The organism is Deinococcus terrestris (genome assembly GCF_009377345.1).
GTDB classification, from domain to species: Bacteria; Deinococcota; Deinococci; order Deinococcales; family Deinococcaceae; genus Deinococcus; species Deinococcus terrestris.
This window is the reverse complement of the sequence record NZ_WBSL01000003.1, coordinates 151,575-178,007: the sequence shown is the minus strand read 5'-3', so window position 1 is coordinate 178,007 and position 26,433 is coordinate 151,575. Positions and strand designations below refer to the sequence as shown.

General features: G+C 70.8%; 25 protein-coding genes. 20 read left to right on the top strand and 5 right to left on the bottom strand.

Annotated elements, in window-relative coordinates; all coding sequences use genetic code 11:
* Positions 1-148 precede the first annotated feature (148 nt).
* Entirely contained in the window at positions 149-1,075 is a 927-nt protein-coding gene (locus tag F8S09_RS09230; protein ID WP_152871199.1) for a DUF4032 domain-containing protein, read from the top strand.
* A 31-nt stretch (positions 1,076-1,106) separates the two neighbouring features.
* Here F8S09_RS09230 and F8S09_RS09225 read toward each other — a convergent pair whose 3' ends face one another.
* On the bottom strand, positions 1,107-2,450 hold the full coding sequence (locus F8S09_RS09225; protein ID WP_152871198.1) for a M17 family metallopeptidase: 1,344 nt from the start codon (positions 2,448-2,450) through the stop codon (positions 1,107-1,109).
* A 107-nt stretch (positions 2,451-2,557) separates the two neighbouring features.
* On the opposite strand from F8S09_RS09225, the gene F8S09_RS09220 reads away from it, so the two are divergent.
* From F8S09_RS09220 to F8S09_RS09205, 4 genes are all read left to right on the top strand, one after another.
* A complete protein-coding gene (locus F8S09_RS09220) occupies positions 2,558-3,022 on the top strand; it encodes a MarR family winged helix-turn-helix transcriptional regulator (protein ID WP_227978600.1) in 465 nt (154 codons plus the stop codon).
* The gene (locus F8S09_RS09215; protein WP_152871197.1) at positions 3,019-5,112 is read left to right on the top strand and encodes an MDR family MFS transporter; all 2,094 of its coding nucleotides are present in this window, start codon (positions 3,019-3,021) and stop codon (positions 5,110-5,112) included. The genes F8S09_RS09220 and F8S09_RS09215 overlap by 4 nt, the downstream gene beginning before the upstream one ends.
* Positions 5,113-5,234: 122 nt before the next feature.
* The gene (locus F8S09_RS09210) at positions 5,235-5,567 is read left to right on the top strand and encodes an Asp23/Gls24 family envelope stress response protein (protein ID WP_322618685.1); all 333 of its coding nucleotides are present in this window, start codon (positions 5,235-5,237) and stop codon (positions 5,565-5,567) included.
* 37 nt (positions 5,568-5,604) lie between these two features.
* Positions 5,605-7,176 (top strand): DAK2 domain-containing protein, encoded by a 1,572-nt coding sequence (locus F8S09_RS09205; RefSeq protein ID WP_152871329.1) that lies wholly within the window; start codon positions 5,605-5,607, stop codon positions 7,174-7,176.
* 299 nt (positions 7,177-7,475) lie between these two features.
* Here F8S09_RS09205 and F8S09_RS09200 read toward each other — a convergent pair whose 3' ends face one another.
* Positions 7,476-8,195 (bottom strand): helix-turn-helix transcriptional regulator, encoded by a 720-nt coding sequence (locus F8S09_RS09200; RefSeq protein WP_152871195.1) that lies wholly within the window; start codon positions 8,193-8,195, stop codon positions 7,476-7,478.
* Between the two features lie 30 nt (positions 8,196-8,225).
* Between F8S09_RS09200 and F8S09_RS09195 the strand changes: the two genes are divergently transcribed.
* On the top strand, positions 8,226-9,605 hold the full coding sequence (locus tag F8S09_RS09195) for an amidohydrolase family protein (RefSeq protein WP_152871194.1): 1,380 nt from the start codon (positions 8,226-8,228) through the stop codon (positions 9,603-9,605).
* A gap of 29 nt (positions 9,606-9,634) precedes the next feature.
* On the opposite strand, the gene F8S09_RS09190 is transcribed toward F8S09_RS09195, so the two are convergent.
* Entirely contained in the window at positions 9,635-10,618 is a 984-nt protein-coding gene (locus F8S09_RS09190) for an acetamidase/formamidase family protein (RefSeq protein WP_152871193.1), read from the bottom strand.
* 44 nt (positions 10,619-10,662) lie between these two features.
* Between F8S09_RS09190 and murF the strand changes: the two genes are divergently transcribed.
* From murF to aroQ, 11 genes are all read left to right on the top strand, one after another.
* Positions 10,663-11,937 (top strand): UDP-N-acetylmuramoyl-tripeptide--D-alanyl-D-alanine ligase, encoded by a 1,275-nt coding sequence (gene murF / locus F8S09_RS09185; protein ID WP_152871192.1) that lies wholly within the window; start codon positions 10,663-10,665, stop codon positions 11,935-11,937.
* A gap of 73 nt (positions 11,938-12,010) precedes the next feature.
* A complete protein-coding gene (locus F8S09_RS09180; protein ID WP_152871191.1) occupies positions 12,011-12,760 on the top strand; it encodes a hypothetical protein in 750 nt (249 codons plus the stop codon).
* Positions 12,761-13,010: 250 nt separating this feature from the next.
* Positions 13,011-14,186 carry a type IV pilus assembly protein PilM gene (pilM, locus tag F8S09_RS09175; protein ID WP_152871190.1) on the top strand — a complete coding sequence of 392 codons (1,176 nt, stop codon included), beginning with the start codon at positions 13,011-13,013 and terminating at the stop codon, positions 14,184-14,186.
* The gene (locus F8S09_RS09170) at positions 14,179-14,892 is read left to right on the top strand and encodes a fimbrial assembly protein (protein WP_152871189.1); all 714 of its coding nucleotides are present in this window, start codon (positions 14,179-14,181) and stop codon (positions 14,890-14,892) included. The genes pilM and F8S09_RS09170 overlap by 8 nt, the downstream gene beginning before the upstream one ends.
* Complete coding sequence (gene pilO / locus F8S09_RS09165; protein ID WP_152871188.1) at positions 14,885-15,550, top strand: type 4a pilus biogenesis protein PilO; 666 nt, start codon at positions 14,885-14,887, stop codon at positions 15,548-15,550. The genes F8S09_RS09170 and pilO overlap by 8 nt, the downstream gene beginning before the upstream one ends.
* Positions 15,547-16,956, top strand: coding sequence for a hypothetical protein (locus tag F8S09_RS09160; protein ID WP_152871187.1), 1,410 nt, complete (start codon positions 15,547-15,549; stop codon positions 16,954-16,956). The genes pilO and F8S09_RS09160 overlap by 4 nt, the downstream gene beginning before the upstream one ends.
* Complete coding sequence (locus tag F8S09_RS17980; RefSeq protein WP_152871186.1) at positions 16,953-19,148, top strand: type II secretion system protein GspD; 2,196 nt, start codon at positions 16,953-16,955, stop codon at positions 19,146-19,148. The genes F8S09_RS09160 and F8S09_RS17980 overlap by 4 nt, the downstream gene beginning before the upstream one ends.
* Positions 19,149-19,292: 144 nt before the next feature.
* The gene (gene aroC, locus F8S09_RS09150; RefSeq protein WP_322618684.1) at positions 19,293-20,441 is read left to right on the top strand and encodes a chorismate synthase; all 1,149 of its coding nucleotides are present in this window, start codon (positions 19,293-19,295) and stop codon (positions 20,439-20,441) included.
* A 75-nt stretch (positions 20,442-20,516) separates the two neighbouring features.
* Positions 20,517-21,107, top strand: a complete 591-nt coding sequence (locus F8S09_RS09145) for a shikimate kinase (RefSeq protein ID WP_152871185.1) — start codon at positions 20,517-20,519, stop codon at positions 21,105-21,107.
* Between the two features lies 1 nt (position 21,108).
* Entirely contained in the window at positions 21,109-22,155 is a 1,047-nt protein-coding gene (aroB, locus tag F8S09_RS09140; protein ID WP_322618683.1) for a 3-dehydroquinate synthase, read from the top strand.
* A 16-nt stretch (positions 22,156-22,171) separates the two neighbouring features.
* Positions 22,172-22,600 carry a type II 3-dehydroquinate dehydratase gene (aroQ, locus tag F8S09_RS09135; RefSeq protein WP_152871183.1) on the top strand — a complete coding sequence of 143 codons (429 nt, stop codon included), beginning with the start codon at positions 22,172-22,174 and terminating at the stop codon, positions 22,598-22,600.
* A gap of 12 nt (positions 22,601-22,612) precedes the next feature.
* Here the strand turns inward: aroQ and F8S09_RS09130 are convergent, their stop codons facing one another.
* Positions 22,613-23,020 (bottom strand): hypothetical protein, encoded by a 408-nt coding sequence (locus F8S09_RS09130; protein WP_152871182.1) that lies wholly within the window; start codon positions 23,018-23,020, stop codon positions 22,613-22,615.
* A 223-nt stretch (positions 23,021-23,243) separates the two neighbouring features.
* Between F8S09_RS09130 and rplM the strand changes: the two genes are divergently transcribed.
* The 3 genes from rplM (at position 23,244) to F8S09_RS09115 (ending at position 25,624) form a co-directional block, all read left to right on the top strand.
* Positions 23,244-23,669, top strand: a complete 426-nt coding sequence (gene rplM, locus F8S09_RS09125; protein WP_322618682.1) for a 50S ribosomal protein L13 — start codon at positions 23,244-23,246, stop codon at positions 23,667-23,669.
* Positions 23,669-24,061 carry a 30S ribosomal protein S9 gene (rpsI, locus tag F8S09_RS09120; protein ID WP_152871181.1) on the top strand — a complete coding sequence of 131 codons (393 nt, stop codon included), beginning with the start codon at positions 23,669-23,671 and terminating at the stop codon, positions 24,059-24,061. Before rplM ends, rpsI begins: the two co-directional genes overlap by 1 nt.
* 93 nt (positions 24,062-24,154) lie before the next feature.
* On the top strand, positions 24,155-25,624 hold the full coding sequence (locus F8S09_RS09115) for an ATP-binding cassette domain-containing protein (protein ID WP_152871180.1): 1,470 nt from the start codon (positions 24,155-24,157) through the stop codon (positions 25,622-25,624).
* Here F8S09_RS09115 and F8S09_RS09110 read toward each other — a convergent pair.
* The gene (locus F8S09_RS09110) at positions 25,563-26,372 is read right to left on the bottom strand and encodes an HAD family hydrolase (RefSeq protein WP_322618681.1); all 810 of its coding nucleotides are present in this window, start codon (positions 26,370-26,372) and stop codon (positions 25,563-25,565) included. The genes F8S09_RS09115 and F8S09_RS09110 overlap by 62 nt on opposite strands.
* Positions 26,373-26,433: the final 61 nt, after the last annotated feature.

Sequence of the window (26,433 nt, the reverse complement as noted above, 5' to 3'; positions counted from 1 at the left end):
TATGGGCGCGGGCACCTTTGGGGGCCTTTCCTCAAGACTTTCATCAGGCTGCCCAGACAGCAGACATTCGCCTGACCGGAAGGGTGTACGCTGGACACCAAAGGGGCCAGCAGAGGCAGGAACAGATGCACCACCCCCGGAGAGAGCCATGACCGACCACGACCAGAGAACCCGCGCCCGGCACGAGGTGGAACGCGCCCGCCGGGTGGCCCACCTGCACGACCTGCTCGCCATCCTGCGGCGCGAGCGGGGCGACCTGCTGCCCTTTGAGTGGGTGCGGCACCTCGCGCCCCAGGGGGAGCATGCGCTGGGCGTGCAGGCGATTCCGGTCGAGAAGATCGCCGGGTCGGTGGACCGCTACCGCGAGTTCGACCGCCATTACCTCCCGCGCGAGCGCCACCTTGACGAGCGCTGGATCGGCGTGCGCTCGGCGCAGCTTCAGGGCAAGGAGCTGCCGCCCATTCAGGTGTACAAGGTGGGCGAGCTGTACTTCGTCAAGGACGGCAACCACCGCGTCTCGGTGGCGCGGCGGCTGGGGCAGAAGTACATCGACGCGCACGTGATCGAGTTGCAAGTGACGGTGCCTCCCGACGAGGACGACACCCTGCGTGACCTGATCATCAAGGGCGAATACGCCCGCTTCCTGCGCGAGACGCGCCTAGACGAGGTGGTGCCGGGGCACCGCGAGATCCGCTTCACCACGCCGGGACGCTATGACCGATTGCTGGACCACATCCGCACCCGGCAGTATTTTCTGGACCGCAAGCCGGGGCGGGGGGGGCTGCCCCCGGTATCGTGGGAGGAGGCCGTGGAGAGCTGGTACCGCCGCCTCTATAGCCGGGTCGTGGAGAACCTGGAGAAGCACGACGTGATGGCCCGCTTTCCGGGGCGTACCGAGGCCGACCTGTACCTCTGGATCATGGACCACCGCTACTTCCTGACGCAGCAGGGCGGCCACGACGTGGGCAGTGAGGAAGCCACCCGCGACTTCGGGGAACATCACGCGCCGCCCCTGTACCGCCGATTGGGGCAGCGGCTCAAGCTGCGCTGGCAGGGGAAGTTGGGGACGGCGTAGGGGGGACTCCCTCCCGCGCCCTACGTCCCGCCTACCCGTTCAGCACGTACCCCACCAGCGTCCCCACGCCCCATCCGGTCGCCTCGCCGTCCTTCTGGGCGTTTCCGGCGATATCCAGATGCGCCCAGGGCCGGGGGACAAACTCCTGCAGGAAGAGGGCCGCCTTGATGCTGCCCCCCTGCGGCACGAGGTCGGAGTTGCGCAGGTCGGCCAGCGTCTCCTTCTGGAAGGCCTTGAGGTACGGCGCGTGGAGGGGAAGTTCCCAGACATACTCGCCCGCCGCCTCCGCGCTCGCCTTGAGCCGGGCCGCGAGGTCGGCGTCGCTGGCAAAGAGGCCCGCGATGTCGCTGCCGAGGGCGATCATCTTGGCTCCGGTCAGGGTCGCCACGTCCACGATCTCGGTCGCGCCCTCGTCGCAGGCGACGGCCAGCGCGTCGGCCAGGATCAGGCGGCCCTCGGCGTCGGTGTTCACGACCTCCACCGTCTTGCCGTTCGCGGCGCGGTAGATGTCACCGGGGCGCATGGCGTGGGGGCCGACCATGTTCTCGGCGGCGGGGACGTAGGCGCGGACTTCCAGCCCTTCGGGGAGACGGTCGCGCAGCCCGGCCAGCGCCCGCATCGCGCCGAGGACGGTGGCCGCACCGCCCATGTCGTTTTTCATGGGGGCCATGCCCGCCGCAGGCTTGATGGAGTAGCCGCCCGTGTCAAAAGTGACGCCCTTGCCGACGAGGGCGACCACCCGCGTGACCTCGCCCCGCGCGGGGAGGGTCACCCGGATCAGACGCGGGCCGGTCGCGCTTCCGGCCGCGACGGCGGCGAGCAGGCCCATGCCCCGCGCCTCGATCTCGGTGCTGTCCCAGATGTCCACGTCGGCGCCGTGGCCCTCCAGGCGGCGGGCTTCGCGGGCGAGGGTGGCGGGGTTGAGGACGTTGGCGGGCGCATTCACGAGGTCGCGGGCGAACTGCACCCCGGCGGTCAGGGCTTCGAGCCGGGCACTGTCCGCGAGGCCCTGCACGGTCAGGGACGTGGGGGCAGGGCGGGCCTGTTCGCGGTAGCGGGCATCCTTGCGCCCGGCGGCGAGCGCGGCGAGGGCCAGGGCGTCCCCGTACTCGCTGGCCTCCACCGCCAGGGCACGGGCGCCGAGATCATTCGCCAGCTTCACAAACGCTGCACCCACCTCGCGGGCCTGCCCGGCGTCTTCGGGGGTCAGGGCCACGGCCACGTCCCCCGACTCGCTGCGCGAGAGCAGGGCAACCTTGCCCGGTTTCAGGTCGCGGGTCACCCGCTCTGGGAGCCCCGCCGCTCCCGGCGTCAAGAACGTCAGCGTCAGGTCGGCGGCCTGCGCCCCCTCCAGCGGTCCCGTCACGAGTTGCATGGCCTCCAGTAGACCACGCGGCCCCCGGCAGCCGGGGCGAAGTAGGCCACTTCATCTACCTCCAGGCGATAGTTGACCAAAGTGAACTATTGTCGTAGTTTAATCGGATGACCGCTCCTCCCCCCCTGCCTCCCGAGGCGGCCCCGACTCCCGACCAGGTCAGTTTGTTTATCGGGCGGATGTGGCACTTCAACCGCAAGCTCAAGCAGGACATCAACCCGCTGCTGGCCGAGAAGCACGACCTCGACACCCGGCGCTTCTTCGTGCTGCGCGGCATCCAGACTGGGGCCACCTATCCCAAGGTGCTGGCCGAGCGGCTGGAACTGCCGCCTACGCTGCTCAGCCGTTACCTCGATGGGCTGGCGCGGCAGGGACTGATCGCCCGGCAACTGGACCCCGACGACTCGCGGCGCACCCGCCTGAGCCTGACCCCGGTCGGCGAGGCCGCACTGGCCGCCACCGTGCAAAGCGTGCACGCACTGGTGAGCACCCGGCTCTCGCGCCTTGACCCCGACACCCTGGCGACCGTTCTCGGCGCCCTTGATCTGCTGACCCAGGAGGACCCCACTTGAGCGCTCCCGTCTCCCCCACACCCGCCGCGCCACACCCCACGGACCCACACGCCGCCGAACACTCGCTCGCCGAACAACACTTCACCGAGCAGGAAAAGCGCATCACATTGATCGGCCTGCTGGTGGTCTTCCTTCTCGCCGCGCTCAGCCAGACCATCGTGGGCACGGCGATGCCGCGCATCATTGAGGACCTTCAGGGCTTCAACCTCTACTCGTGGGTCACCACCGCCTACCTGCTCGCCTCCACGGTGATGGTGCCCATCTACGGCAAGCTGTCGGACCTGTACGGGCGCAAGCCCATTCTGGTGTTCGGGATCGTGGTCTTTCTGCTGGGGTCGGCGCTCAGCGGCCTGGCCGGGGAGCCCTTCCTGGGCAACTTCCTGGGCGGGGGCATGAACCAGCTCATCGCCTTCCGGGCGGTGGCGGGCTTCGGCGGCGCGGCGCTGTTCACGACCGCCTTTACCATCCTGGCCGACATGTTCGCCCCCGCCGAGCGGGCGAGGTTCGGCGGGCTGTTCGGCGCGATCTTCGGCCTTGCCAGCGTGATCGGCCCCGCCGTGGGCGGATTTCTGACCGATCAGGCATCGTGGCGCTGGGTGTTTTACGTCAACCTGCCGCTGGGGCTCTTCGCGCTCTTCTTGATTCTGGCGAAGATGCCCAAGCTCACGCACCGCATGGCGGGCAAGATTGACTACCTCGGCGCGGCGCTGATTCTGCTGACCACCATTCCGCTGCTGCTCGCGCTGACCTGGGGCGGCGTGACCTATCCCTGGGACAGCGCCCGCATCCTGGGCCTCTTTGCCCTGAGCGCCGCCTCGCTGCTGGGCTTTCTCTGGGCCGAGTCGCGCACCAAGGACGCGATCATTCCGCTGAACCTCTTCCGGGTGCCGATGTTCAGCCTGGGCAATCTGGCGTCCTTCATCATGGGGATGGCCTTCCTGGGCGTGATTCTGTTCCTGCCGCTCTTTATGCAGATGGTGCTGGGCGTGTCGGCGACCAACAGCGGCTTTTCCATGCTGCCGCTGATGGGCGGGCTGATCCTGTCGAGCATCGTGGCGGGGCAGGTCGTGGCCCGCACCGGCAAGTACAAGCCGTGGATGCTGGGCGGCGCGGTGCTGCTGCTGCTCGGCATCTACCTCCTGACCTTCCTGACCCCGCAGACCACGCTGGTCGACCTCGGCTGGCGCATGTTTATCGTGGGGCTGGGGCTGGGGCCGTCGCAGAGCCTCTTTACGCTGGCGATTCAGAATGCGGTGCCGCTGAACCAGCTCGGCATCGCCACCTCCAGCAGCCAGTTTTTCCGGCAGATCGGCTCGACCATCGGCGCGGCGGTGTTCGGCACCCTGCTGCTGAACAACCTGCACACCGAACTGCCCAAGCATCTGCCCCAGGTTCCGGGGATGCAGATGAACGCGGACAATTTTGACCTCGGGGCGCTGCGGGCCAGCGGCAGCGGCAACGGCCCGGAGAAGGAGATTCAGGCGGCCTTTGACGCCCAGTACCGCCAGATTGAGGCGGCGCTGAACGGGGACGCGGCGGCGGCCAGGGCCGTGGCCTCCAACGAGGCCCTGCCTGCCGAGCTGCGCGACCTGGTCACGGACGGCGGCCTGGAGGCGCGGGTTCACGCGGGCCTGGAAGCGCAGGCGAACGCGGTGCAGTCGGCCCTGGCAAACGGGGAGGCCGGACGGCAGGCGCTGCTGGCGAGTGAGGAGACGCCCGCCGCGCTCAAGGCCCAACTCCGTGCCCTGCCGGAGCAGGCCCTCGCCACCCCGCAGGCGGCGCAGGCGACCGCCGCACAGGTCGGGGCCGCGATTCTGGCGCAGGAGCCCGAACTTGTGCAGGAGACGACCCGCACCACGCTGGCCGAACTGAAAACCCGCCTGGGGGAGCAGGCCCGCACCCTCGCCGCCCAGCTCACGACCGGGCTGAAGGACGGCTTCACGGCGGCGATGACGCAGATGTTTGCCACCAGCCTGTGGTTCGTGCTGGCGGGGTTGCTGGTGACCCTCTTCGTGCCCGTGCTGCCGCTGCGCTCGAAGGCCGAGCCGGTGACGGTAGCGGGCACTCCGGAGGGACAGCCGGGGGACTGAGCACTCACCTGCACCCTGATTCCAGCCCTCTCCCCGGTGGAGGGGGCTGGTTCTTGTTTGCCTCCCCCAGTGGCCCCACCCATCAGGCTCCTTTCACGCCCCGCCGTATACTCCCCCTTACTGTGACTGGTTCCATTCAAATCACCGAGGGCGCCCTCGCGTCCCTCATCGGGCTGACCGCGCACGAGGTGCCGGGCGTGGTGGGCATGGCCCCGGCGAACCTCAAGGAAGGCATCTCCCGCGTGCTGGGCCGCGCCAACGCCCGCGAGGGCGTCGTGGTGACCCGCGAGGGCGGGGACTATTCCGCCGACCTCTACATCGTGATGGCCTACGGGGTCAGCATTCCCACCGTCGCCCAGAACATCAAGGAGCGGGTGGAGCATCTGGTGCGGACCCAGGCGGGGATCGAGCTGAAGGGGACGCGGATTCACGCGGTGGGGGTGCAACGTGCCTGAACACACTACTTCCCTGACGCCCGCCGACCTCGCCCGGATGATGCGGGTGGCGACCGACTGGCTGGGCGTGTACCGCGAGCAGGTCAACGCCCTGAACGTGTACCCGGTCCCCGACGGCGACACCGGCACGAACATGCACCTCACCCTGCAATCGGTGCGGCGCGAACTCGATACCTGCGACGAATCCAGCATGGCCTCGGTCGCCCGCGCGATCAGCTACGGGGCGCTGCTGGGGGCGCGGGGCAACTCTGGCGTGATCCTCTCGCAACTGCTCAAGGGCTTCGCGGAGACGGTGCGCGGGGTGGGCGCGGTGGACGCCGCCACCCTCGCCGCCGCCTTCCGCGCCGCGCAGAAGGCCGGATACGGGGCCGTGATGAAGCCCGTCGAGGGCACCATCCTGACTGTGGCGCGGGGCGTGGCAGACGGGGCGTGCGGTCCCCGCGAGCGCGAGACGGTGGACGCGGTGCTGGAGCAGGCCCTGTTTGAAGGGCAGAGATTGCTGGACCAGACGCCCGAAATGCTCCCGGCCCTCAAACAGGCGGGCGTGATCGACTCCGGCGGGCAGGGCTACCTCTACGTGGTCCAGGGAATGCTGGCGGCCCTGCGCGGCGAGGCGCTGCCCGAGGCCCCCGAGATCACGGGCTACGCGGGCGAGCAGTTTGAAACTGAGGAATTTGGCTACTGCACCGAGTTCCTGATGTCGGAGGCGACCAAGCCCATCGAGGAAATCCGCGACCTCGTGACGCCGTTCGGGGACAGCCTGCTCGTCGTGGGGGCCGAAGGCTACGTCAAGGGCCACATCCACACCAACGAGCCCGACGCGCTGCTGGCGACGGTGGGCCGCTACGGGCGGATGCTCAAGACCAAGGTCGAGGACATGTCCGAGCAGCACACCGAGATTCTGGGCATGGCGGGCGCGGCGGCCCGCGCCGAGGACGAGGTGCCGCCTTCCGGCCTCGTCGCGGTGGCGAGCGGGTACGGCCTCGTCAAGCTGTTCCGCTCGCTGGGTGCCCGCATCGTCTCGGGCGGGCAGACGGCCAATCCCAGCGTGCAGGACATCGTGGACGCGGTGCGGTCGGTGAGCGCCGAGAAAGTGCTGATCCTCCCCAACAACAAGAACGTCCTGATGGCCGCCGAGAAAGCGATGGAACTGATGGAGGGCCGCGCCGTGGTCGTGCCCACCCGCACGCTGGGGCAGGGCATCGGGGCGGCGCTCGCCTTCCAGCCCGACAGCGACGCGGGGAGTCTGCGTGAGGCGATGGTGGAGGCGGCAGGCCGGGTCACCACCTTTGAAGTCACCCGCGCGAGCCGTTCGACGAACATCACCACGGGGGAAGGCAAGACGCTGGAGATCACGGAAGGCGACGTGATCGGGTTGAAGGACGACGAACTCGTGCAATCGGGCGGCACCCCCGAAGACAGCGTGCTGCACATGCTCAACCGCAGCTACGAGGGCCAGGAGGTCATCACGGTGTTCGGTGGGCCGCAGAGGACGCCGGACAGCTTGGAGGCCCTGGCCGAGCGCGTCCGCCACGCCTTCCCGCTGGCGGAGGTGGAGGTGCACCCCGGCGGGCCGGACCTGTACGACTATCTGGTGACGCTGGAGTAGGCAGGCAAGAGAACGTCGGAGGGTCGGGGCACTTCCCGGCCCTTCGCCTTGTTTCATCCACTTGAGAAGTTGCGGGCGCACGCTGGGGCCTGAAGCCATGCAAGAACGCGACACCGGGCCTCGGGGCTGGCCTCACCATCGGGATCGGGGTGGGCACGGCGCTGGGGGCCGCGACGGGGCACCTCGCGCTGGGGATACCGCTGGGCGTGATGTTCGGGCTGACGCTGGGGGCGGTCATTGAGCGGGGTCGGCAGAAGGGGTGAGGGCCAGGTCATTCCGTTGGCATGCTGGCCCATCCCTCAGCGGTGCAGCCCCGCCGCTTCCTCCTCGGTCAGGGGTGCGATGCCCACCGGCAGCAGGAAGGGATGGCCCTCTCCGGCATTGGCCTGCTCGTACGCCTCTCCTTTCCGCATCAGGGCGATCAGGTCGCGCTGCAGCTCGCGGGCCTGCTCATCGGTGAGGCGAAAGACGGGAAAGCCTTGCAGCATCCGCGCGGCGGGTCCCTGCCACTCCTGGAGGGCGCTGACGCGGCGGTCGGCCGGGCTGCCCTGGGTCATGTGGTATCCCGGAGGCTCCGGGGTCGCGTACAGCCGCCAGCCCCAGCGCCGCCCGGACTCGCGCAGGGCACGGCTGAATTCGCGGTCGGCGGCGTGGTGAAAGAGGTGGTAGGTCCGCAGGGCAGACGGGCTGGACAGTTCCTCCAGATCGGCGGCGGGCGTGTTGAGGTGGTCCACGAAATAGGCGTTGGCGCTGGGCTGATAGTGCTTGACGGGGCGGCCCGCCCGCCGCTCCAGCCGGGCAACCCGCAGCAGCCCGGCCCGCGTGAGCGCCCCCACGTCCCGGTGAACGACCCGCAGGTCCAGCCCCGTCTGGCGGGCCGCCGCCGAGACAGTCGTCTCCCCGCTCAGGAACGCGGCCAGCACCCGCCGGGGCCGCTCGCGCAGCAGCAGGGCGATGGCGGCGGGATCAGTGACCTCGGAAAAGTCGCCGCCAGAGCTACTCGCACTCGGGCCTTTCATGGAGAGCAGTATGGCGCGGACACTCGGGGCATGACCGAACTGACCCTGCCGCAGTTGGCTGAACGCACCGACCACACGGCGCCGCTGGTGCTGCTGGGCCGCCTGTGGAATGGGGTGGACGAGCACGCGACCGAGGACGGCGCGGTGGTGATTGAAGGGGAGCGCGTCACCTTCGCGGGCGAGCGGGCGGCGCTCTCGGCCCCGGCGAACGCCCTCCACGTCCGTACCGGGGGCACGCTGATGCCGGGCCTGATCGACCTGCATGTTCACGCGCGGCCCGGTTACCTGGCCTGGTTCGTGGCGGCGGGCGTGACGACCGTGCGGGACGCCTGCAATTCGTTGGAGACGGTGAAGCACATGCAGGCGCTGGCCCTGAAGCCCCGGCTGCTGCCCGCTGGACCGCTGCTGGACGGCCCCGACGCCTTTTTCCGCCACTTCGGACCGGAAGCCGTCCACCGGCCGGGCGACGGCATGGAACGCCGCGCCGGGGCATGGGTGGTGGACACGCCCCAGGAGGCGCGGGACGCGGTGGCCCGACTGCACGGGGAAGGCATCACCCAGCTCAAGCTGTACGAGCAGCTCGCGCCGGAAGTCTATGAGGCGGCGGTCCGGTGTGCCGAGGAGCTGGGCCTGCCCGTCATGACCGACCTCGGCATGCTGAGCACACGCGGGCTGACGGGGGCGCGGGTGGACGCCCGGCAAGCGCTGGCGCTGGGGGTGCGGACCATCGAGCACGTCTCCGGCTACGCGCTGGCCTACCGGCGGATGGGCGGCGACCCCCTCGCGGAGACGCTGGACGGCACCCTGCTGGACGACCTCGCGGGCCTCACGGTGGAGGCAGGTACGGCCCTGGTCCCCACCCTGATGATCTTCGCCACGCTCGCCAGCGATGAGGTCTTCGACACCTCCGGCGTGCCGCTGGCCAATCTGGACGACGCGGTGCAGGCCAGCCTCCAGTCGCAGTGGCAGCGGGTTCACGCGGGCACGGCCCCCGTTCGCCACCTCGCCCGCGCGGACCTGCGGCTGGCCTCCGAACTGCTGACCCGCGTCCGGGCGCTGGGCGGACGCATCGGCGCAGGCACCGATACCCCCGCCGCCGCGTTCAACCTGCCCGGCGGCGGGCTGCATCAGGAGCTGGAGCTGCTGACGCGGGCCGGGCTCTCTCCCCTGGACGCCCTCAAGGCCGCGACGAGCCAGGCAGGACAGATTCTGGGGCGGCCGGACCTCGGCGTGCTGCGGGAGGGGGCGGCAGCAGATGTGCTCGTCGTGCGCGGCGACCCCCTGCGCGATCTGCGGGCCACCCGGCAGATCGCGGCGGTGGTGCAAGGCGGGCGGGTTCACACTCCGGCGGCGCTGCGGGAGGCGGTCGTGCGCCAGGGCGCCGAGGCGGAGCTGGCCCGGTCCTCCTGACCGCTCACTGGAGGGACGGGGACAGAGAATCACTCCTCCCCGAACACGTCCAGCGGCAGGAAGGCGCTCACCGTGTAGTTCGGCGCGTCCACGATCTGGCTGATCTTGAGGTCCACGCAGGCGCTGGAGAGCACATAGGCCTGCTCCAGCGTCAACCCACGGGCCTCCAGCCGCCGCAGCAGCGGGCGCAGGGCAAGGCGGGCGGCTTCCATCAGGTCGGGGTGGTGGCCGGTGGTCGCGTGCCAACGGGTGCTCGTGCCGCCGTGGGTGGGAGTGGCGAACTCGGGGGTGGAGAGGTTCGCGCCCCGCTCCAGGCCGAAGCGGAGGGTCACCTGCCCCGCGCACTCGATCCCGGTGCCCGACAGCTCGCCGTCCCCCTGCGCCGCGTGCAGGTCGCCCACCGAGAACAGCGCCCCCGCCGCCTCGACCGGCAGCCAGAGGGTGCTCCCCGCGACCAGTTGCCGGATATCCATGTTCCCGCCCACCGAGCGGGGCGGCGCGGTGGGGTGCGGCCCCGGCTCGCCCGGTGCCACGCCCATCACGCCCGGAAAGGGGGCCAGCGGAACCCGGATGCCCGGCAGGAACTCGGCGTGGTCGCCCGCCCGCAGGTCCCAGAGGTGGGTGTAGGGCTTCAGGCCCTCGGCGCCCAGCGCGGCGTCCAGCAGGCCGATGCCGTCCGGACGGCAGCCGGTCCAGCCCCAGGCGGCAGTGCGAACCTCTAGCAACTCCACCCGCAGGGCGTCGCCCGCTTCGGCGCCCTCCACGAAGACGGGGCCAGTCAGGGGATGACCGCGTGGGCCAGAGCGCGGGCCGTGGGCATCCGCCGCCGCGAGCGCGAGCAGTTCGGGCGGGCCGGACACCTCCCCCTGCGCCGCCCGCCGCGCCACCCCGCCGTCCGAGGCGTCCAGCGTCTCGAAGGTGACCGTATCGCCGGGGCGGATGCTCAGGGCCGGGGGCAGGTCGCGGTCCCAAACGGTGTGGATGGACTCGGGGCCGAGGTGGTGGTGGGTCATGCGGCCAGACTACGGCGCGGCCGCTCCCCCGGTATCCTCCGCCCATGCTCGACCCGCACGGCCCGCTCCCCTTTGCCGCCACCGTCCACCCCGCCGCCCGCCCTGCCACGCGCCTGACCTGGGACTCGCGCGAGGCGTCCCCCGAGGTCGCCTTCGTGGCCCTGCCCGGCGAGACGATGCACGGCAACCGCTTTGTAGAGGCGGCGCTGGCGGCAGGCGCCCCCTTTGTGCTGACCGACCTGGACGTGGAGCGGGCGGTAAGGGTCCCGGATGCGCGGGAGGCCCTGTTCACCTGGGCACGCTCGGAACGGGCACACAGTCCGCTGGTGGTCGGCATCACGGGGAGCGTGGGCAAGACGACCGCCAAGAGCTACGCAGCGGCGGCGCTGGACGCGGCCTACATGCCCGTCTACAACACCATGCCCGCCATCGCCTGCTTCCTGGTGGAGCACGGGCGCGGCGGGCGTCCCCTGGTCGTGGAGATGGGCATCGACCGGGTGGGCGAGATGGCCGAGCTGGTGGACCTCGTGCGGCCGGACGTGGGCGTGGTGACCAGCATCGGGGCCGCGCACCTGGAGCAACTGGGCAGCCTGGAGGGGGTCGCCCGCGAGAAGGGCGTGATCCTGCAAGGCCGCCGGGGGCTGGTGGGCACCCAGGCTGCGCCATGGTTCCCGCGCACGCCGACCTACGGCTTCGGGGAGGGGGTGACCCACGCCGGGGAGGGACTGGATGTGACGTCGAGGGGCGCGTCTTTCACCTTCCGGGGCCTTCCCGTCACCCTGCCGCTGGCCTCGCGGGTGCAAGCGGAAGCGGCGGTGCTGGGCCTCGCGCTCGCGGCGGAGGCGGGGGTGGGGCTGGAGGAGGCCGCCGCCCGCCTCGCCGGGGTGCAGGTGCCGGGGGGCCGGTATCGGGTCCATCCGGGCCGCTACACGGTGATCGACGACGCCTACAACGCCTCTCCCCTCGCCGTGACCGCCGCGCTGGATGCCCTCGCCGCCTTTCCAGGCCGCCGCATCAGCGTGCTGGGGCGAATGCTGGAGCTAGGCGAGACGGAGCGCGAGCTGCACGCGGAGGTCGGCGCCCACGCCCGGCGGCGGGCCGACCTGACCTACGGGGTGGGGGCCTTCGCTCATGAACTGGGCGACCGTGCCCACCCCACCGTGCCCGAACTGCTGGCCGATCTGCTAATGGAGGTAAAGGACGGCGACGTGATTCTGGTCAAGGCCAGCCGGGGCATCTCGTGGACGCCGGAAAAGCGGGCGCAGGAAGGCGTGGGGCTGGACGTGGTGGTGGGAGCGCTGCTGGAGGCAAGGGGGTAGGGCGGGGCCGCAGCAGGGAGCAGGGACAGGGGCGGCCCCACCTTCTCAGTCCTGGACAAGAAACAATGTCCCCATGCGCCCCCTCCTCTGGCTGACCCCGCTGCCCCTCCTCGCCGCCTGCGCTCCCGCGACTTCCTCCGACACGGCTTCCCGCGCTGCTCTGACCGTCCCCGCATTCGACGCGGTCTTTTCCGCCGACGGGGTGGCCTGGATCGAGGCCGGACGCGCCTGCGTGGCCCGTGTCCCCTCTTACCGCGCGACCTGCCCCCGCCTGCCTGGCCCGGCGGTTGCGGTCGCCTGGAATGACGGCGACGCCTGGGTGGCCTTGCCCGGCGCGGGCATTCTGCTGACCCTGGACCGGGCGGCCCGCTCGGTGCCGGTGGGCCGGGTGGTGGCCCTGTCGAGCACCCGCGCCTACCGTGAGGACGGCACGGCGGTGACCTACGCGGGGCAGCCCGCGCGGGGCGTGGCCGGAGCGCCCACGGCGGCCGTCACGGGCGGCGACGGCGAGGACTATGCCCTGGTTGCCGGAACCCTGCGCCGGGTCGCGGACGGGGCGGTGGTGGAGGTCAGCCCGCTTCCCGTCCTGGCCGCCACGCCGACCGGAGCCGCCACCTTTACCCTGCCCACCGCCGCCACGCGGGTGGACCGCTTCCGGCTGACGGGCGAGGCGTTGCAGCGGCTGGACGCCTCCGGACGGGTGCTCGCCCGCGTGCCGCATGGGCCGGGGCGAGTCGGCCTGGTCGGGGCGGACGTGGTGACGGTCGCGCCCGGTGGCGCGGTGCGGGTCTTCGGGACGGATCTGGAGCCGGTCCGCCGCTGAGTCCGGCCCGCCCCCGCGCCCCGTCTCCTCCCCGGCGGGGCGCGTCTTCATGATTCGGGGGGATCAGGGGCGGAGGCGTTCCAGCGCAGTCTTTTCGGCTGTCAGAGTTCGGTGACGGGGGGGGTGGTTGCATGGGCGACGATATCGGCCGACGCAGCTGCCGCCCCCAGCATGACGCTGCGGCGCGGGCGAAGCCCCCCGGTCCGATCTCGGTGAGAAGTCTTAAATCCGCCCCGCCCCTGGAGGGAGAATGTCAAGCCTGCTACAACGCCTCACCCGACCGCGACCGGCGGCCATCGGCGTGGAGATCGGAACGAGCGCCATCAAGGTGGTGGCGCTGCGGCCCGGTGCGCCTCCCGCCCTGCACCACGCGGTCATGACCCCGACCCCCATCGGCAGCATGCGCGACGGCCTGGTGGCCGACCCGCAGGCGGTAGCGACCGAACTGCGCGGGCTGCTCGCGGCGCACGGGATCACCGCCCGGCACGCCGTCACCGCCGTGCCCAACCAGTCGGCGGTGACGCGCAACATCATGGTGCCGCGCATGGAGCGTGGGGACCTCGACGAGGCGATCAAGTGGGAGGCCGAGCGCTACATCCCCTATCCCATCGACGAGGTAAACCTCGACTACGACCTGCTCGACGATCCCGCCCAGATCGCGGAAGACGGCCAGATGGAGGCCGTGATCGCGGCGGCGCCCAGCGAGGCGGTCGCCCGGCAGGCCGAAGTGCTGCGGTTGGCGGGCCTGGAACCCGTGGTGGTGGACCTCAAGAGTTTCGCCACCCTGCGGGCGCTGCGCGGCAACCTGCTGGGCGAGCACCTCAACAAGACGACGCTGGCGGGCAAGAACTACACCGAGCACAGCGAGGTCGCGCTGGTGCTGGAAATCGGCGCGAGCAGCAGTGTCATCAGCCTGGTGCGCGGCGACCGCATCCTGATGGCCCGCAACATCGCGGTGGCCGCCGACGACTTCACGACCGCGCTGCAAAGGGCCTTCGACCTCGACTTCGGCGCCGCCGAGGAGATCAAGCTGGGCTACGCGATGGCGTCGACGCCCACCGAGGCCGAGGAGGACCTGCTGAACTTCGACCTCGCCCGCGAGCAATACAGCCCCGCCCGCATCTTCGAGGTCATCCGGCCCGTGCTGGCCGACCTGGTGACCGAAGTGCGGCGCTCGCTGGAGTTCTACCGGGTGCAGTCGGGCGACGTGGTGATCGACCGAACCTTCGTCGCGGGGGGCGGGGCCAAGCTGCGCGGGCTGGAAAATGCCATCAGCGACGCGCTGGGCTTCCGGGTGGACGTCGCCAATCCCTGGCTGACGGTCGACACCAGCGCGTCGGGCGCCGATCCCGGTTACCTCCAGCAGCACGCCGCCGAATTCACCGTGCCGCTGGGCCTCGCGCTGCGGGGGGTGCCGCATGGTTGAGATCAACCTGCTGCCGCAGACCGAGCGCCGCAGCACCCGGCCCGACGGCTGGAAGTACGGCGCCGCCGGAGTGCTGGGCCTCTCGCTGCTGCTGATCGCGCTGGGCGAGGCCCGCGTGGGGGGCCGCCTGGCGGCGCTGCGCGACGAGGAAGCGCAGCTTCAGGGCGAGATCGCGGCGCTTCAGGGCGCCAAGACCGAGTACGACGGGCTGGTGGCCGAGCAGCGCACCCTGGAGGGCGTGACGGCGGTCGCCACCCAGCTCCGGGACGGCAAGACCTACTGGACAAACGACCTCGCGGCCTTTTCCGCCCAGCTTCCCAGCGGGGGCGGGGTGGCGCTGACCTCCATGACGGTCAAGACGCTGGACGCCGCCGCGCTGGGCGGCCTTCAGCAGACCGGCGTGTACGCGGGCAAGAACGTGGTGCGCGAGTTCGACCTCTCGGGCACGGCCCGCAGCCAGCAGTCGGTCGTGAATTTCCTGAACGCCTTCGAGAACAGCCCCGGCTTCGCGGTCAACTTCCGGGGCGTGCAGCGCGAGGGCGAAGAGGGCCGCTACACCTTCGCCGCCTCGGTGGGGCTGGTGGGCGAGGCCCCAGCGGCGGCCCCGGCAGACGCGGCGGGCACCCCCGCCCCCGAGGGCACCCCGGCTCCCGAGGCCCCGCCCGCCGAGCCCGTCGGCGGCGGCACCGGAGGCAACAATGGCTAAGCCCAGGCTTCAATTGTCCGGCCTCGCGCCCCGGACCCTGTTCCTGCTGGCGCTGGCCGGGAGTGCGCTGCTGCTGACGGCGTGGTACTTCGGGCGCTACCAGACCCGCGTGCAGGAAATCACCCTGCTGGAGGGCAATCTGGAAACCACCCGCCTGACCGCCGACCGCTACCGCGCTGCCCAGCGGGCGCTGCCCGAACTGCGCGAGACGGTGGCGGGGCTGCGGGTCGAGCGCGACCAGTTCCTGCGGGCGCTGCCCCCCACCGCGCAGTTCGGCACTGTGCTGGACGAGGTGCGGCGCAACGTGCTCGCGGCGGGCGCCGAGCTGAGCACCTTTGCCGTGCAAAGTGGCCCCGGTGAGGGCCTGCCCGGCGGGGTGCGGCCCATCGGCCTGAGCCTCGGGGTGCAGGGCCAGTACGCCGAAGTGTTCCGGGCGCTGCGCAGCCTGGAGACCATGAACCGCTTCACGACGGTGGGCGGGGTGGGCCTCCAGATGCCCGCCGCCACCTCGTACAACCCCACCCTGGAGGGCACGCTGAACCTCACCGTGTACACCTACGACCCCAGCGCGGCGGGCGCGGCGCCTGAGGGCGGCGCGGCCCAGGCCCCCGAAGCTCCGGCCACCCCCGCCGCCCCCGCTGAAGGAGGTGCCCAGTGACCTCCCGACCCACCGACGGAGGCAAGCCCCCCATGCTCTCGCGCGAGATGCGGCTGGTGCTCGCGCTGCTGCTGCTGCTGGCACTGCTGGGCGGCTGGTTCGTCTGGACCTCGAACCGGGACGCGGCGGCCCTGGCAGACGCGCCCGCCCCCACCCCTACCGGCGACCCGCCCGCCGGGGGCGAGGAGAACACAGAGGCGGCGGTCACCCCGGCCCCCGGTGCTGAAGCTGCCGTGCCGGTCGAGCCCAGCGGCGAGACCGAGGTGCCCCAGATTCCCGCCTTCGGGACCGCTGAAGAGGCGGAAGCTGGGGAAACCGCCGAGGCGGTCCCCACGCCGGGCGGCATCAACCCCGACACCCCCCTCGCCGCGCTGCCGGGCCGCAACCCCTTCCGGCCGCTGGAACTGGAGCGCACCGAGGGCGGCGAGGCCCCCGCGTCCCCGGTCGCAGCGGCCCCGGAAGCTCCCACCGCCGACCCCGTCTCCCTCCCGGCGAGCGAACCCGCCCCGAGCAGCGGCGGCGCCCTGGCGCTCTCGCCCCTGCCGGGAACGGGGAACCCCTCCGCGTCACCGGACACAGCGGCCCCCTCTCCCGCCGTCCGGCCCTCCGGGGCGCTGCCCACGCCGACCCTGCCCGGCACGGGAGGCGTCAGCGTGACCCGCCCCACCCCGGCGACAACCCGCCCCACGGCCTCCACGCCCCGGACGAGCCGTCCCAGCGCGTCCTCCTCGCGGCCTGCGGCGACGCCTCCAGCGGCGAGCACGGGCCGTCCCTCCGGCAGCCGCACCCCGGCGACGGCTCCGGCCGTCTCCGGCACTGTTCCCCCGGCGCCCCGTCCGGCCCCGGTGGCGGGCGTGAGCGTGCCCCGCGACCCCATCGGGCTGGGCACCGTGACCCCCACTCCGGCGGCCAGCCCCGCTCCGGCACCCGCCACCGCGCCGGGCACCCCCCAGCCCGTCACCCAGTTCGGCCTGGAGGGAGGCACGAACGCCGCCAGCCCCCTGGACGCCCTGGTGCAGACCCGCGATCTGGAATTCGACGCCGCCGTCCTCGGCCCAGTGAACACCGTGATCTTCCGCTCCAATGGCGGCTACGTGGTCGTCTCGCAGGGGCAGACCCTCCCCGACTCGGACGTGGTCGTGCGCGAGGTCCGCACTTCCGGCGTCACCCTCGAATTCGGCGGCGAGACACTGGACCTCGGAGAAGAGACCCAGCCCACCGGCCTGACCGAGCCGCTGCCCGTGGTGATCGTGCGCCAGCCCGCCGAGGTCCTGTCCGCATGGGGCGACCTCGCCTTCATTCCCGAGTTCGACGCTGCCCAGACCGAGTTCCCGGCGGACCCCCGCCTCGCGCTGGCCCTCGCCGTTCCCACCCCCGACCCCTTCCGCGACCAAGGTGAGCCATGAAGAGATACGCCCTGCTCTTGACCGCCGCGCTCGGCATGGCCGCCGCGCAGCCCTCCGCCCCCGCTCCGGTCACCGCCCAGACGGGCACGGCCGACCGCCAGCTTTCCGGCGCCGCCGTCACCTTTGATCTGCGCCGGGCAGGCAGCGACCTGACCTCCATGCTGCTGGCCCTCGCCAAGAGCGCCGGGTACGAGATTCTGTTGGAACCCGGCGTGGAAGGAATCTTGCAGGCGAACGGCCTGGGCGGGGCGGGTGCGGCGGCGGGCGGCGCGGCCCCCGCGCTGGTGACCTACAGCGTGGTCAACAAGCCCTTCAACGAGGTCTGGCCGCTGGTCCTCGACCTGTACGGCCTGAGCTACGAGACACTGCAAATCGGCGGCAGGCCCGTGCTGCGCGTGACCGCCCGCCCGGTGCAGAAGATCGTGCGCCTGCCTGCCGCCCTGAGTGCCCCCCTGGTCGAGCGGCAACTCAAGCTGTCCTTCGGCAGCCTGAAGACAGTCAGCACGGGCCAGAGCACCGGCGGACAGGGAAGTACCTCCAGCTCCTCCGAGACGACCCGCGAAGAGATCGTCCTCGACTCGCCCACCCTGCGGATCATCGCGGAGACGGCCTCCAACAGCGTCATCGTTCGGGGCACCAATCAGGAAGTCGCGCAGGTCGAGCGCCTGCTCGCGGAGATCGTGGCGGCGCAACCCGCCAATGTCCGCGCTGCGCCCAGCGAGCCGCCCACCGTGCAGCGTATCTATACGGTGAAGGGTGCCGCCGCCGACGTGACGGCCCTGCTGACCGCCCAGTTTCCCGAACTGCGGGCCACCGCCGTGGGGCAGACCGGCCAGATTGTGATCACTGGGCCGCAAAACCGGTTGGAAGCGGCGATGACGCTGCTGGGGCAGGTGGACCGCCCCGCCGCTTCCGCCCAGCCGGAGGTCGCCACCGCCCAGCGCGTCTATGCGGTCAAGGGCCAGCAGGCCGACATCGTGACCCTGTTGGGAGCACAGTTCTCCACGCTGAAGGTCACGCCCGTGGGCCAGACCGGGCAGCTCGTCCTGACCGGGCCGCAGACGCAGCTCGACGCGGCGCTGGCCCTGCTGGGTCAGGTGGACCGCGCCGCCCCGCCCGCCCAGACCGGGCCGCAGATCGTGCAGCGCGTCTTCACCCTGATCAACGCGAGCGCCGAGGAGGTCAAGGCCACCCTGGAGGGCACGCTGGCCCGCGAGGTGACTCCGGAAAAACCCGCCATCACGAACGTGCCCGTCAACGCCACCGACGCCAACGGCAACGCGATCACCGTGACGGTGCCTGCCTCGAACACCAACGCGGCGCAGGCCCAGACCGCGCAGGCGGCGGAAACCCCGGCCGCCAACCCCAACGCCGCCACCCTGATCGCCGACCGCCGCACGAACACCTTAATCGTGCGCGGGACGCCCACGCAGGTCGCTCAGGTGGCCGAACTCATCCCCCAACTTGATCAGGTAGTGCCGCAGATCAACGTGCAGGTCCGCATTCAGGAGATCAACGAGACGGCCGCGCGGACCCTGGGCATGGACTGGAAGGTCAACTTCGGGGGCTTTAACGTCAATGTGGGCGGCAGTGGGCTGGGCGCGACCTTCGACCCCACGCGCTCGCTGGTGGGCTTCAACATCTTCCCCACCCTTCAGGCGCTGGAGACCCAGGGCTTCACCAAGCGCGTCTACGACGGCAACATCTCCATGCAGAGCGGGCAGCGGTCGCTGGGCACCGGGACCAAGTCGCAAAATGCCTCCGCGAACGCCGCCGCCTCCATCAAGAGCGGTGGGCGGCTGGAGATCAACATTCCGTCGTCGGCAGGCAACATCGAGAAGCAGATCGACTACGGCCTCAACCTCGACTTCTTCGATCCGCAGGTCGCGCCCGACGGCACCATCACGCTGCGGGTGCGCGGGCAGGTGAACAACATCGCCGGGGCGCTGCCCACGACCGAGCTGCCCAACCTCCTGAACTTCACCAACTCCGAAGCCCAGAGCACCGTCACCTTCAAGAACGGCCAGACGGTGCTGATGAGCGGCCTGCTGGGCACCACCGAGACGCGCTCCACCAACGGGGTGCCTCTGCTGAGCAGCATCCCCGTGATCGGCGCCGCTTTCAGCCAGCAGCGCACCGACCGCTCGCAGACGCAACTCCTCGTCATCATCACGGGAACGGTCGTCAAGTAACCCGCACGCCCCTGCTCACGCGCCCTCCCTGACCGGGGGGCGTGTTTGTTTGGGCAGGGCACGGTCGGCCCCGGCAGCGCGGCGCTAGATTCCAGCCATGCCTGCGCCTGCTGACCTCCCCTCTCCCGTCGCCCCGGAGTCCCGGTGAGGTACCTCACCGCCGGGGAATCGCACGGGCCGCAACTGACGGCCATCATCGAGGGGCTGCCCGCGCAGCTCCCGCTGGGCAAGCCCGACCTCGACCCCTGGCTGCGGCGGCGGCAGGGCGGCTACGGGCGCGGGCGCCGGATGGTGATCGAGACGGACGAGGCGCAAATTCTCAGCGGGGTGCGGGCGGGCCGCACGACCGGCGCCCCCGTCACGCTGGTGATCGAGAACCGCGACCACCGCAACTGGACCGAGATCATGTCGCCCGAGCCGGGGAACGAGCCCCGCAAGAAGGCCCTCACCGACGCCCGCCCCGGCCACGCCGACCTGACCGGGGGCATCAAGTACCGTCACAAGGACCTGCGCGACGTGCTGGAGCGGGCCTCCGCACGCGAGACGGCGGCGCGGGTGGCGGTCGGAGCGGTGGCGCTGAAGCTGCTGGGCGAACTGGGCGTGGAGGGAGCCAATTACGTCGCCAGCCTGGGCGGGGTCGAGACGCAACAGCTCTTCTCGTGGGACGCGCTGGAGGCCATCGAAGCTTCCGACCTCCGCACCCCCGACGAAGACGCGGCGGCCATGATGCGCGAGCGCATTGATCAGGCCAAGCGGGACGGTGACACCCTCGGCGGCATTCTGGAGGTGCGCTTCCGGGGCCTGCCGGTGGGCCTGGGCAGCCACGTCCACTGGGACCGCAAGCTCGACGGGAGAATCGCTCAGGCCTGTCTGAGCGTGCAGGCGATGAAGGGCGTGGAGATCGGGCGGGCCTTCGAGAATGCGGCCCGGCCCGGCAGCGGCGTCCACGACCCGGTGTATTACCGGGGCGGCACCTACGCCCGCGACACCAACGCGGCGGGCGGCCTGGAAGCGGGCATGACCAACGGCGAGGAACTGATCGTGCGGGTCGCCATGAAACCCATCGCCACCCTGATGAAGCCCCTCCCAACCGTCAACGTGGTCAGCCACGAGGCGTCGGACGCCGCCCGCGAGCGCAGCGACACGACCGCCGTGCCCGCTGCCGGGGTCATCCTCCAGTGCGTGATCGGCTGGGTGCTGGCCGACGCGGTGCTGGAAAAATTCGGCGGCGACACCCTGCCGGAGCTTCAGGAGCGGGTAGAAGCGGCGCGGGCGTATGCGCGGGGGTACTGAGGCGGCGTCCTCCCACCGGCCCTAAAGGTTCTCCTTACCCGGAAGCCGGGGGCGACTTGCCCTAGACTGCCTTCCATGAACGGGTTCGGCCTGATCGAGCGTCCCGTCACGTGGGTGGCGCTGGCGGGCTTTATGGGCACGGGCAAAAGCCGCGTGGGGTGGGAACTCTCGCGGGCGCTGGCCCTGCATTTCGTGGACACCGACAAGCTGATTACCCGCGTGGTCGGCAAGAGCATCCCCGAGGTGTTTGAACAGGAGGGCGAGGGCTACTTCCGCGCCTGCGAGTCGGAGGTCGTCGAGCGCGTCACGCGGCTGGACCACGCCGTCGTGAGCCTGGGCGGGGGCACCTTTATCCACGAGGCCAACCGCCGGAGGCTGCTGGAACGCGGCCCGGTGGTGGTGCTGTGGGCTTCCCCCGAGACGGTTTACCAGCGCACCCGCCACTCCGAGCGGCCCCTGCTCAAGACCTCCGACCCCCTCTCGCGCATCCGCACCCTGATGGACGAGCGCGAGCCGCACTACCGCCAAGGCACCATCCACGTCCACAGCGACGGCCGCCCCGCCGAGGAGATCGTGGAGGAGGTCATCGACCGCCTGTGGGCCTGGGCCGACGCGGACGCCGGGTGGGACGAGGCCGAGCCCGTGGCTGAGCGGGCGTCCGATTAGCGTGCGCCGGGTCGAGGTCGGGGGCGATCAACCCTACACCGTGTCCGTGGGGGCGGGCCTGCTGGGGCAGGTGCGGGTCCCCCAGCGTCACGTCGCCCTGATTCACCCTGCCGATCTGCCCCCCACCTTCGTGGAGGCGGTGCAGGCGGCCCTCTCCCCTACCGTCACCGTCAGCGTTCCCCCACGCGACGAGTGCAAGACGCTGGCGGTCTACGCGGACGTGCTCTCGCGGCTGGCGGCGGCGAACCTGCCGCGTGACGGGGCGGTCGTCGGGCTGGGGGGCGGCGCGGCGACCGACCTCGCGGGCTTCGTGGCGGCCTCGTACCTGCGGGGCGTGGCCTTCTACACCCTGCCGACCACGCTGCTGGGCATGGTGGACGCGGCGGTGGGCGGCAAGACGGGCGTGAATCTGCCCGAGGGCAAGAATCTGGTGGGGGCCTTTCACCCCCCGGGGGCCGTCTGGTGCGACGTGGAGACGCTGGCGACCCTTCCCCCCGCTGTCTTCCGCGAAGGCGCCGCCGAAGCGTACAAGCACGGCCTGATCGCGGACCCCTCCCTGCTGGCCCGCGTCCTCTCGCCGGAGTTCCGGCCCGGCGGCACGGGGCTGGAGGACACCCTCGCGGACGCTATCCGGGTTAAGGCGGAGGTCGTGACCCGCGACCCCACCGAGCGCGGTGAGCGAGCCTTCCTCAACTTCGGGCACACGCTGGCGCACGCGCTGGAAGCCCACACGCACCACGCCGTCTCCCACGGCGAGGCAGTGGCTTACGGGATGCACTACGCGGCGCGGCTCTCGCGGGCGATGGGCGGGGCTGACCTGACCGGGCACGCGCTGGCTTTCCTGCGCTGGCAGCAGCCCACACTCTTCCCTGACCTGACCTTCCATGACCTGTGGCCCTATATGGCCCGCGATAAAAAGGCCGACGCGGAGGGCGTGCGCTTCGTGCTGCTGCGTGACCTGGGGCAGCCTTACCTGGGGCGGGTGCCGGAGGAGGTGCTGCGGCGGGAGTTCGCGGCGTGGCAAACCGACCTCCTCCCTGTGCGCTGACCCGCTACGCTGGGGCATGATTCTCGTCCTGAACGGCCCGAATCTGAACCGCCTCGGCCTGCGCGAGCCGGGCGTGTACGGCTCTCAGACCCTCGAAGACCTCGAACGGCTGTGCGAGGAATGGGGCGCGGAACTTGGCGTGCCCGTCACCTGCCGCCAGAATAACCACGAGGGCCAACTGCTGGAGTGGATTCAGGACGCCGAGGACCACGGCTTTGCGGGCATCGTGCTGAATCCAGGGGCGCTGACCCACTACTCCTACGCCCTGCGCGACGCCATCGCCGGACAGCGCCTCCCGGTCGTGGAGGTCCACATCTCCAACGTGGACGCCCGTGAGGAGTTCCGGCATAAGTCGGTGACGGCGGCCGTGTGCCGGGGCAAGATCAGCGGGCTGGGGTTTCTGGGGTACCGGCTGGCGATTGAGGCGTTGGTAGAGGGGGAGTAGGAAGGAATAAGCTCACTGCTCTACCTCCTTACCTCCGGCCCTCTCTCTGGCCTGCTTCAGAGCTTGAACAGTAGGTGGGACGAGTTTGAACCAGGGATAGTTGAACACTTCCTCGCGCCTCTGGTGATATTCCTCCAACGGCGCTGCGCTGAAACCTCCGCCTGGAATCCCGGACCTATTGACAACAAGGATAGTCAGGGGCGGCAAAGCATTTTGCTGGCAGTAAAACATCAGATTCCCGAGAGGGTGGGTCAGGGGCGTAGGAGTCGGGAAATCCATAAGAAGCCGCAGTTCTTCATACTGCACTAACTGTCGATTTGCCGCCTTGCCGATCAGATATTGCCAAGCTTGTAGAGCGCGTAGTGCCGAGTTCTCTCCGGGTGCACTCGACTGAACAGCCTCGTTGAATGTCTGTGGCATATCACAAGAATAACTTCGTCAGAGACTTATTAAGGCAGAAAACCGACTCGTGAGCCTGCCCTTTGCCACTTGCCCCCCTCCCCCCTCGTCTGATACCCTCACCTTTAGTGTTTCGTGCTTGGTAGGGCCGGAACGACCGGGAGGCACCCGGACACGCACGCACTTTCTCCCCCGTCAGGGCGGGGCGTGTCGCCGCCAAATCCCACACTTACGGAGTTTCACGGTGAAAACCTTTGTTCCCAAGAACGACGAGCAGAACTGGGTCGTGGTGGACGCCTCGGGCGTGCCCCTGGGCCGCCTCGCCACCCTGATCGCCAGCCGCATTCGCGGCAAGCACCGCCCTGACTTCACGCCCAACATGATTCAGGGCGACTTCGTGGTCGTGCTGAACGCCGCGCAGGTCGTGCTGACGGGCGGCAAGCTCGACGGCAAGGTGTACACCCGTTACACCGGCTACCAGGGCGGCCTGAAGACCGAAACCGCCCGCGAGGCGCTGGCCAAGCACCCCGAGCGCGTCATCGAGCACGCGGTGTTCGGCATGCTGCCCAAGGGCCGTCAGGGCCGCGCGATGCATGGCCGCCTGAAGGTCTACGCGGGCGAGACGCACCCCCACGCCGCCCAGAAGCCCCAAACTCTCGAGGTTCGCTGATGGCTATTGAACAGTTCTACGGCACGGGCCGCCGCAAGGCCGCCATTGCCCGCGTCTTCCTGCGTGCGGGCGAGGGCAAGATCATCGTCAACGGCAAGGAGTTCCAGACCTACTTCCGTGGGCTGCTCCGCGCCGTGCACGCCCTCCAGGCCTTCCGCGAGACGGGCACCGCCGGGCGCTACGACGCCTACATCACCGTGACGGGCGGCGGCCCCAGCGGTCAGGCCGACGCGATCAAGCTCGGCATCGCCCGCGCCCTGCTGAAGGTCAACCCCGACTTCCGCACCCAGATGAAGCCCAAGGGCCTGCTGACCCGCGACCCCCGCGAGGTCGAGCGCAAGAAGTACGGCCTCAAGAAGGCCCGCCGCGCTCCCCAGTTCAGCAAGCGCTGATCCAGACCGGTCCCAAGAGTCCCCCTTCCCGAGCGGAGGGGGATTTTTCTGTGGCAGGTCCTCTACACCTCCCCGCGAGTACACTTTCCCGCGATGGCTGGGCCGCTGATCGACCTCCAGAACGTGACCGTGCGGGTAGGCGGGGAGACGCCGCTACGGAGCGTGACCCTGCGGGTCTGGCCGGGCGAGGCCATGCTGCTGGAGGGATCGAACGGCGGCGGCAAGACGACCCTGCTGCGGCTGCTGGCGGGCGAGGTCGCCCCGATCGTGGGGCAGCGGCTCTACACGCTGGGTGGACAGGAGCGGCGCTCGGCGGTACGGGCACGGCAGACCCTCTCGGTGGTGGGACCGGATGCCGAAGCCTTCTACCTGACGCGCGACTGGCTCCAGACCGTGCGGGACGTGCTGCTGGCCGGGTTTGAGGGGGATACCCTGCGCCTGTGGACGCCGACGCCGGAGGCGCATAGGCGACTGGCCGAAGTCGCCGCACTGACGGGCGTGACGAACTGGCTGGACCACGACTTCCGCACCCTCAGCCACGGGCAGCGGCGACGGGTCGTGCTGGCACGGGCGCTGATGCCCCGGCCCGAAGTGCTGCTGCTCGATGAGTTTACCGACGGTCTGAGCGCCGGGGCGCGGGGAGAGCTGGGACGGGTGCTGCGCGGGGTGCACGGGTCGGGCGTCGCGGTCGTCCTCACCACCCACCGCCCGCAGGAGGCCCCGGAACTGCCCTGGCGGCGGCTGCGGGTGGAGGGTGGGACGGTGAGAGAGAGAGAGGGCACCCACTGGACCCTCCCCTCCCCCAGGCCCCTGACCCGGCCCCCCGGTGAGGGCGATCTCGTGCGGCTGCGGGACGTGGAGGTGGACCGGAACGGGCGGCGGGCGCTGGGGCCGCTCTCGTGGACGTGGCGGGCGGGCGAACATTGGCTGGTGACGGGCGAGAACGGCAGCGGCAAGAGCACCCTGGCGCGGCTGATCGCTGGAGAACTGCACCCCGCGCTGGGGGGGCGGGTGGAGCGGCCTTACCTCACCCATGACCGGCTGACCGAACGCCGCCGCACGGTCGGGCTGGTTTCCGCCGAGGTCGGCGTGCGGCAGCGGCGAGGCTGGACGGGCCGCGAGGTGATCGGCAGTGCGTGGGGCGGCACCGAGGGGTTTGCACCGGACCTCACGCCGGAGAAGGAGGCACGGGTGGAAGCTCTGGCGGGTCATCTCGGCGTGTCCGCCCTGCTGAACCGCCCTGCCAACACGCTCTCACAGGGGCAACTGCGGCGGCTGTTGCTCGCGCGGGCGGTCGCCCACCGCCCCCGCCTGCTGATTCTGGACGAGGGGCTGGACTTTCTGGACACCGAGGCCCGCGCCCGGTTCCTGGCGCTGCTGCCGGACCTCGCCCGGACGGGGACACACGTCATGGTCGTCTCCCACCGGGAGGCCGACGTGCCCCTGGGGTTGACGCACCACCTGGACCTGGCGCAGGGGCGGATCAGGCGGGCGGGGTTTCTTACTCCTCCAGGCTGTCCGCCAGCTCCTCCAGATACGCCCCCAGCGCCTCCGGCCCGCTGACCTGGGCGTGGGCGTGGGGCGTGAGCAGGGGCAGCTCGCCCACCTGCACCGCGTACCCGGCGAGTTCGAGCATTGCCACGTCGTTGTCGCTGTCACCGAAGACGACGGTGCGCTCCAGCGGGACGCCCAGACCCTCCGCGATCAGGGTGAGGGCCGCGCCCTTGTGCGCCCCGGTGGGCGTAACGGTCAGGAACTCGGTGTAGGGCGGCTGCGCCCCGGTCAACACGAGGTGCGGGTGCGACTCGCGCAACCGGGCGGCAAAATCGGCCACGCCGGGGTGGTAGAAGCCCACCTTCAGGGCGGGTTCGTCGGCCGGGGCGTCCGCGAGGGGGCGCACGCCGCGCTCGACCATCCACGGCTCAGGCTGCTGATTCGGCGGAATCAGGGCGTACGGCCCCTGCGCCGTGAAGACGACCACGCGGGCGTCCTCCAGTTCGTGCGCCAGGACAGCCGCGAGTTCATCCGCCGTGAAGCGGGCCTCGCGGTGCAGCTCGCCGCCGAGTTCCACCCGGCCACCGTTGTTGGTCGCCACGGCGTCGGGCTGCGCGGCCTCCAGCACGGCGCGGGGAGCACGGTCGCGCCCGGTGATGACCGCCACCCGCACCCCCAGCTCCCGCAGCCGCGCGAGCGCCGCCGCCGTGGGCGCGGGCACCTCGCGGCCCTGCTCGGGAATCAGGGTGCCGTCGAGGTCGAAAGCGAGCAGCAGGGGCAGAGCGTGGGGCCGGGGGCGTTCGGGCGGGCGCGTCACGGGGGAGAGGCTAGCAGGCGGCAGCACCGGACAACGCGAGGGCCGCCCACCCCCAGCGAGG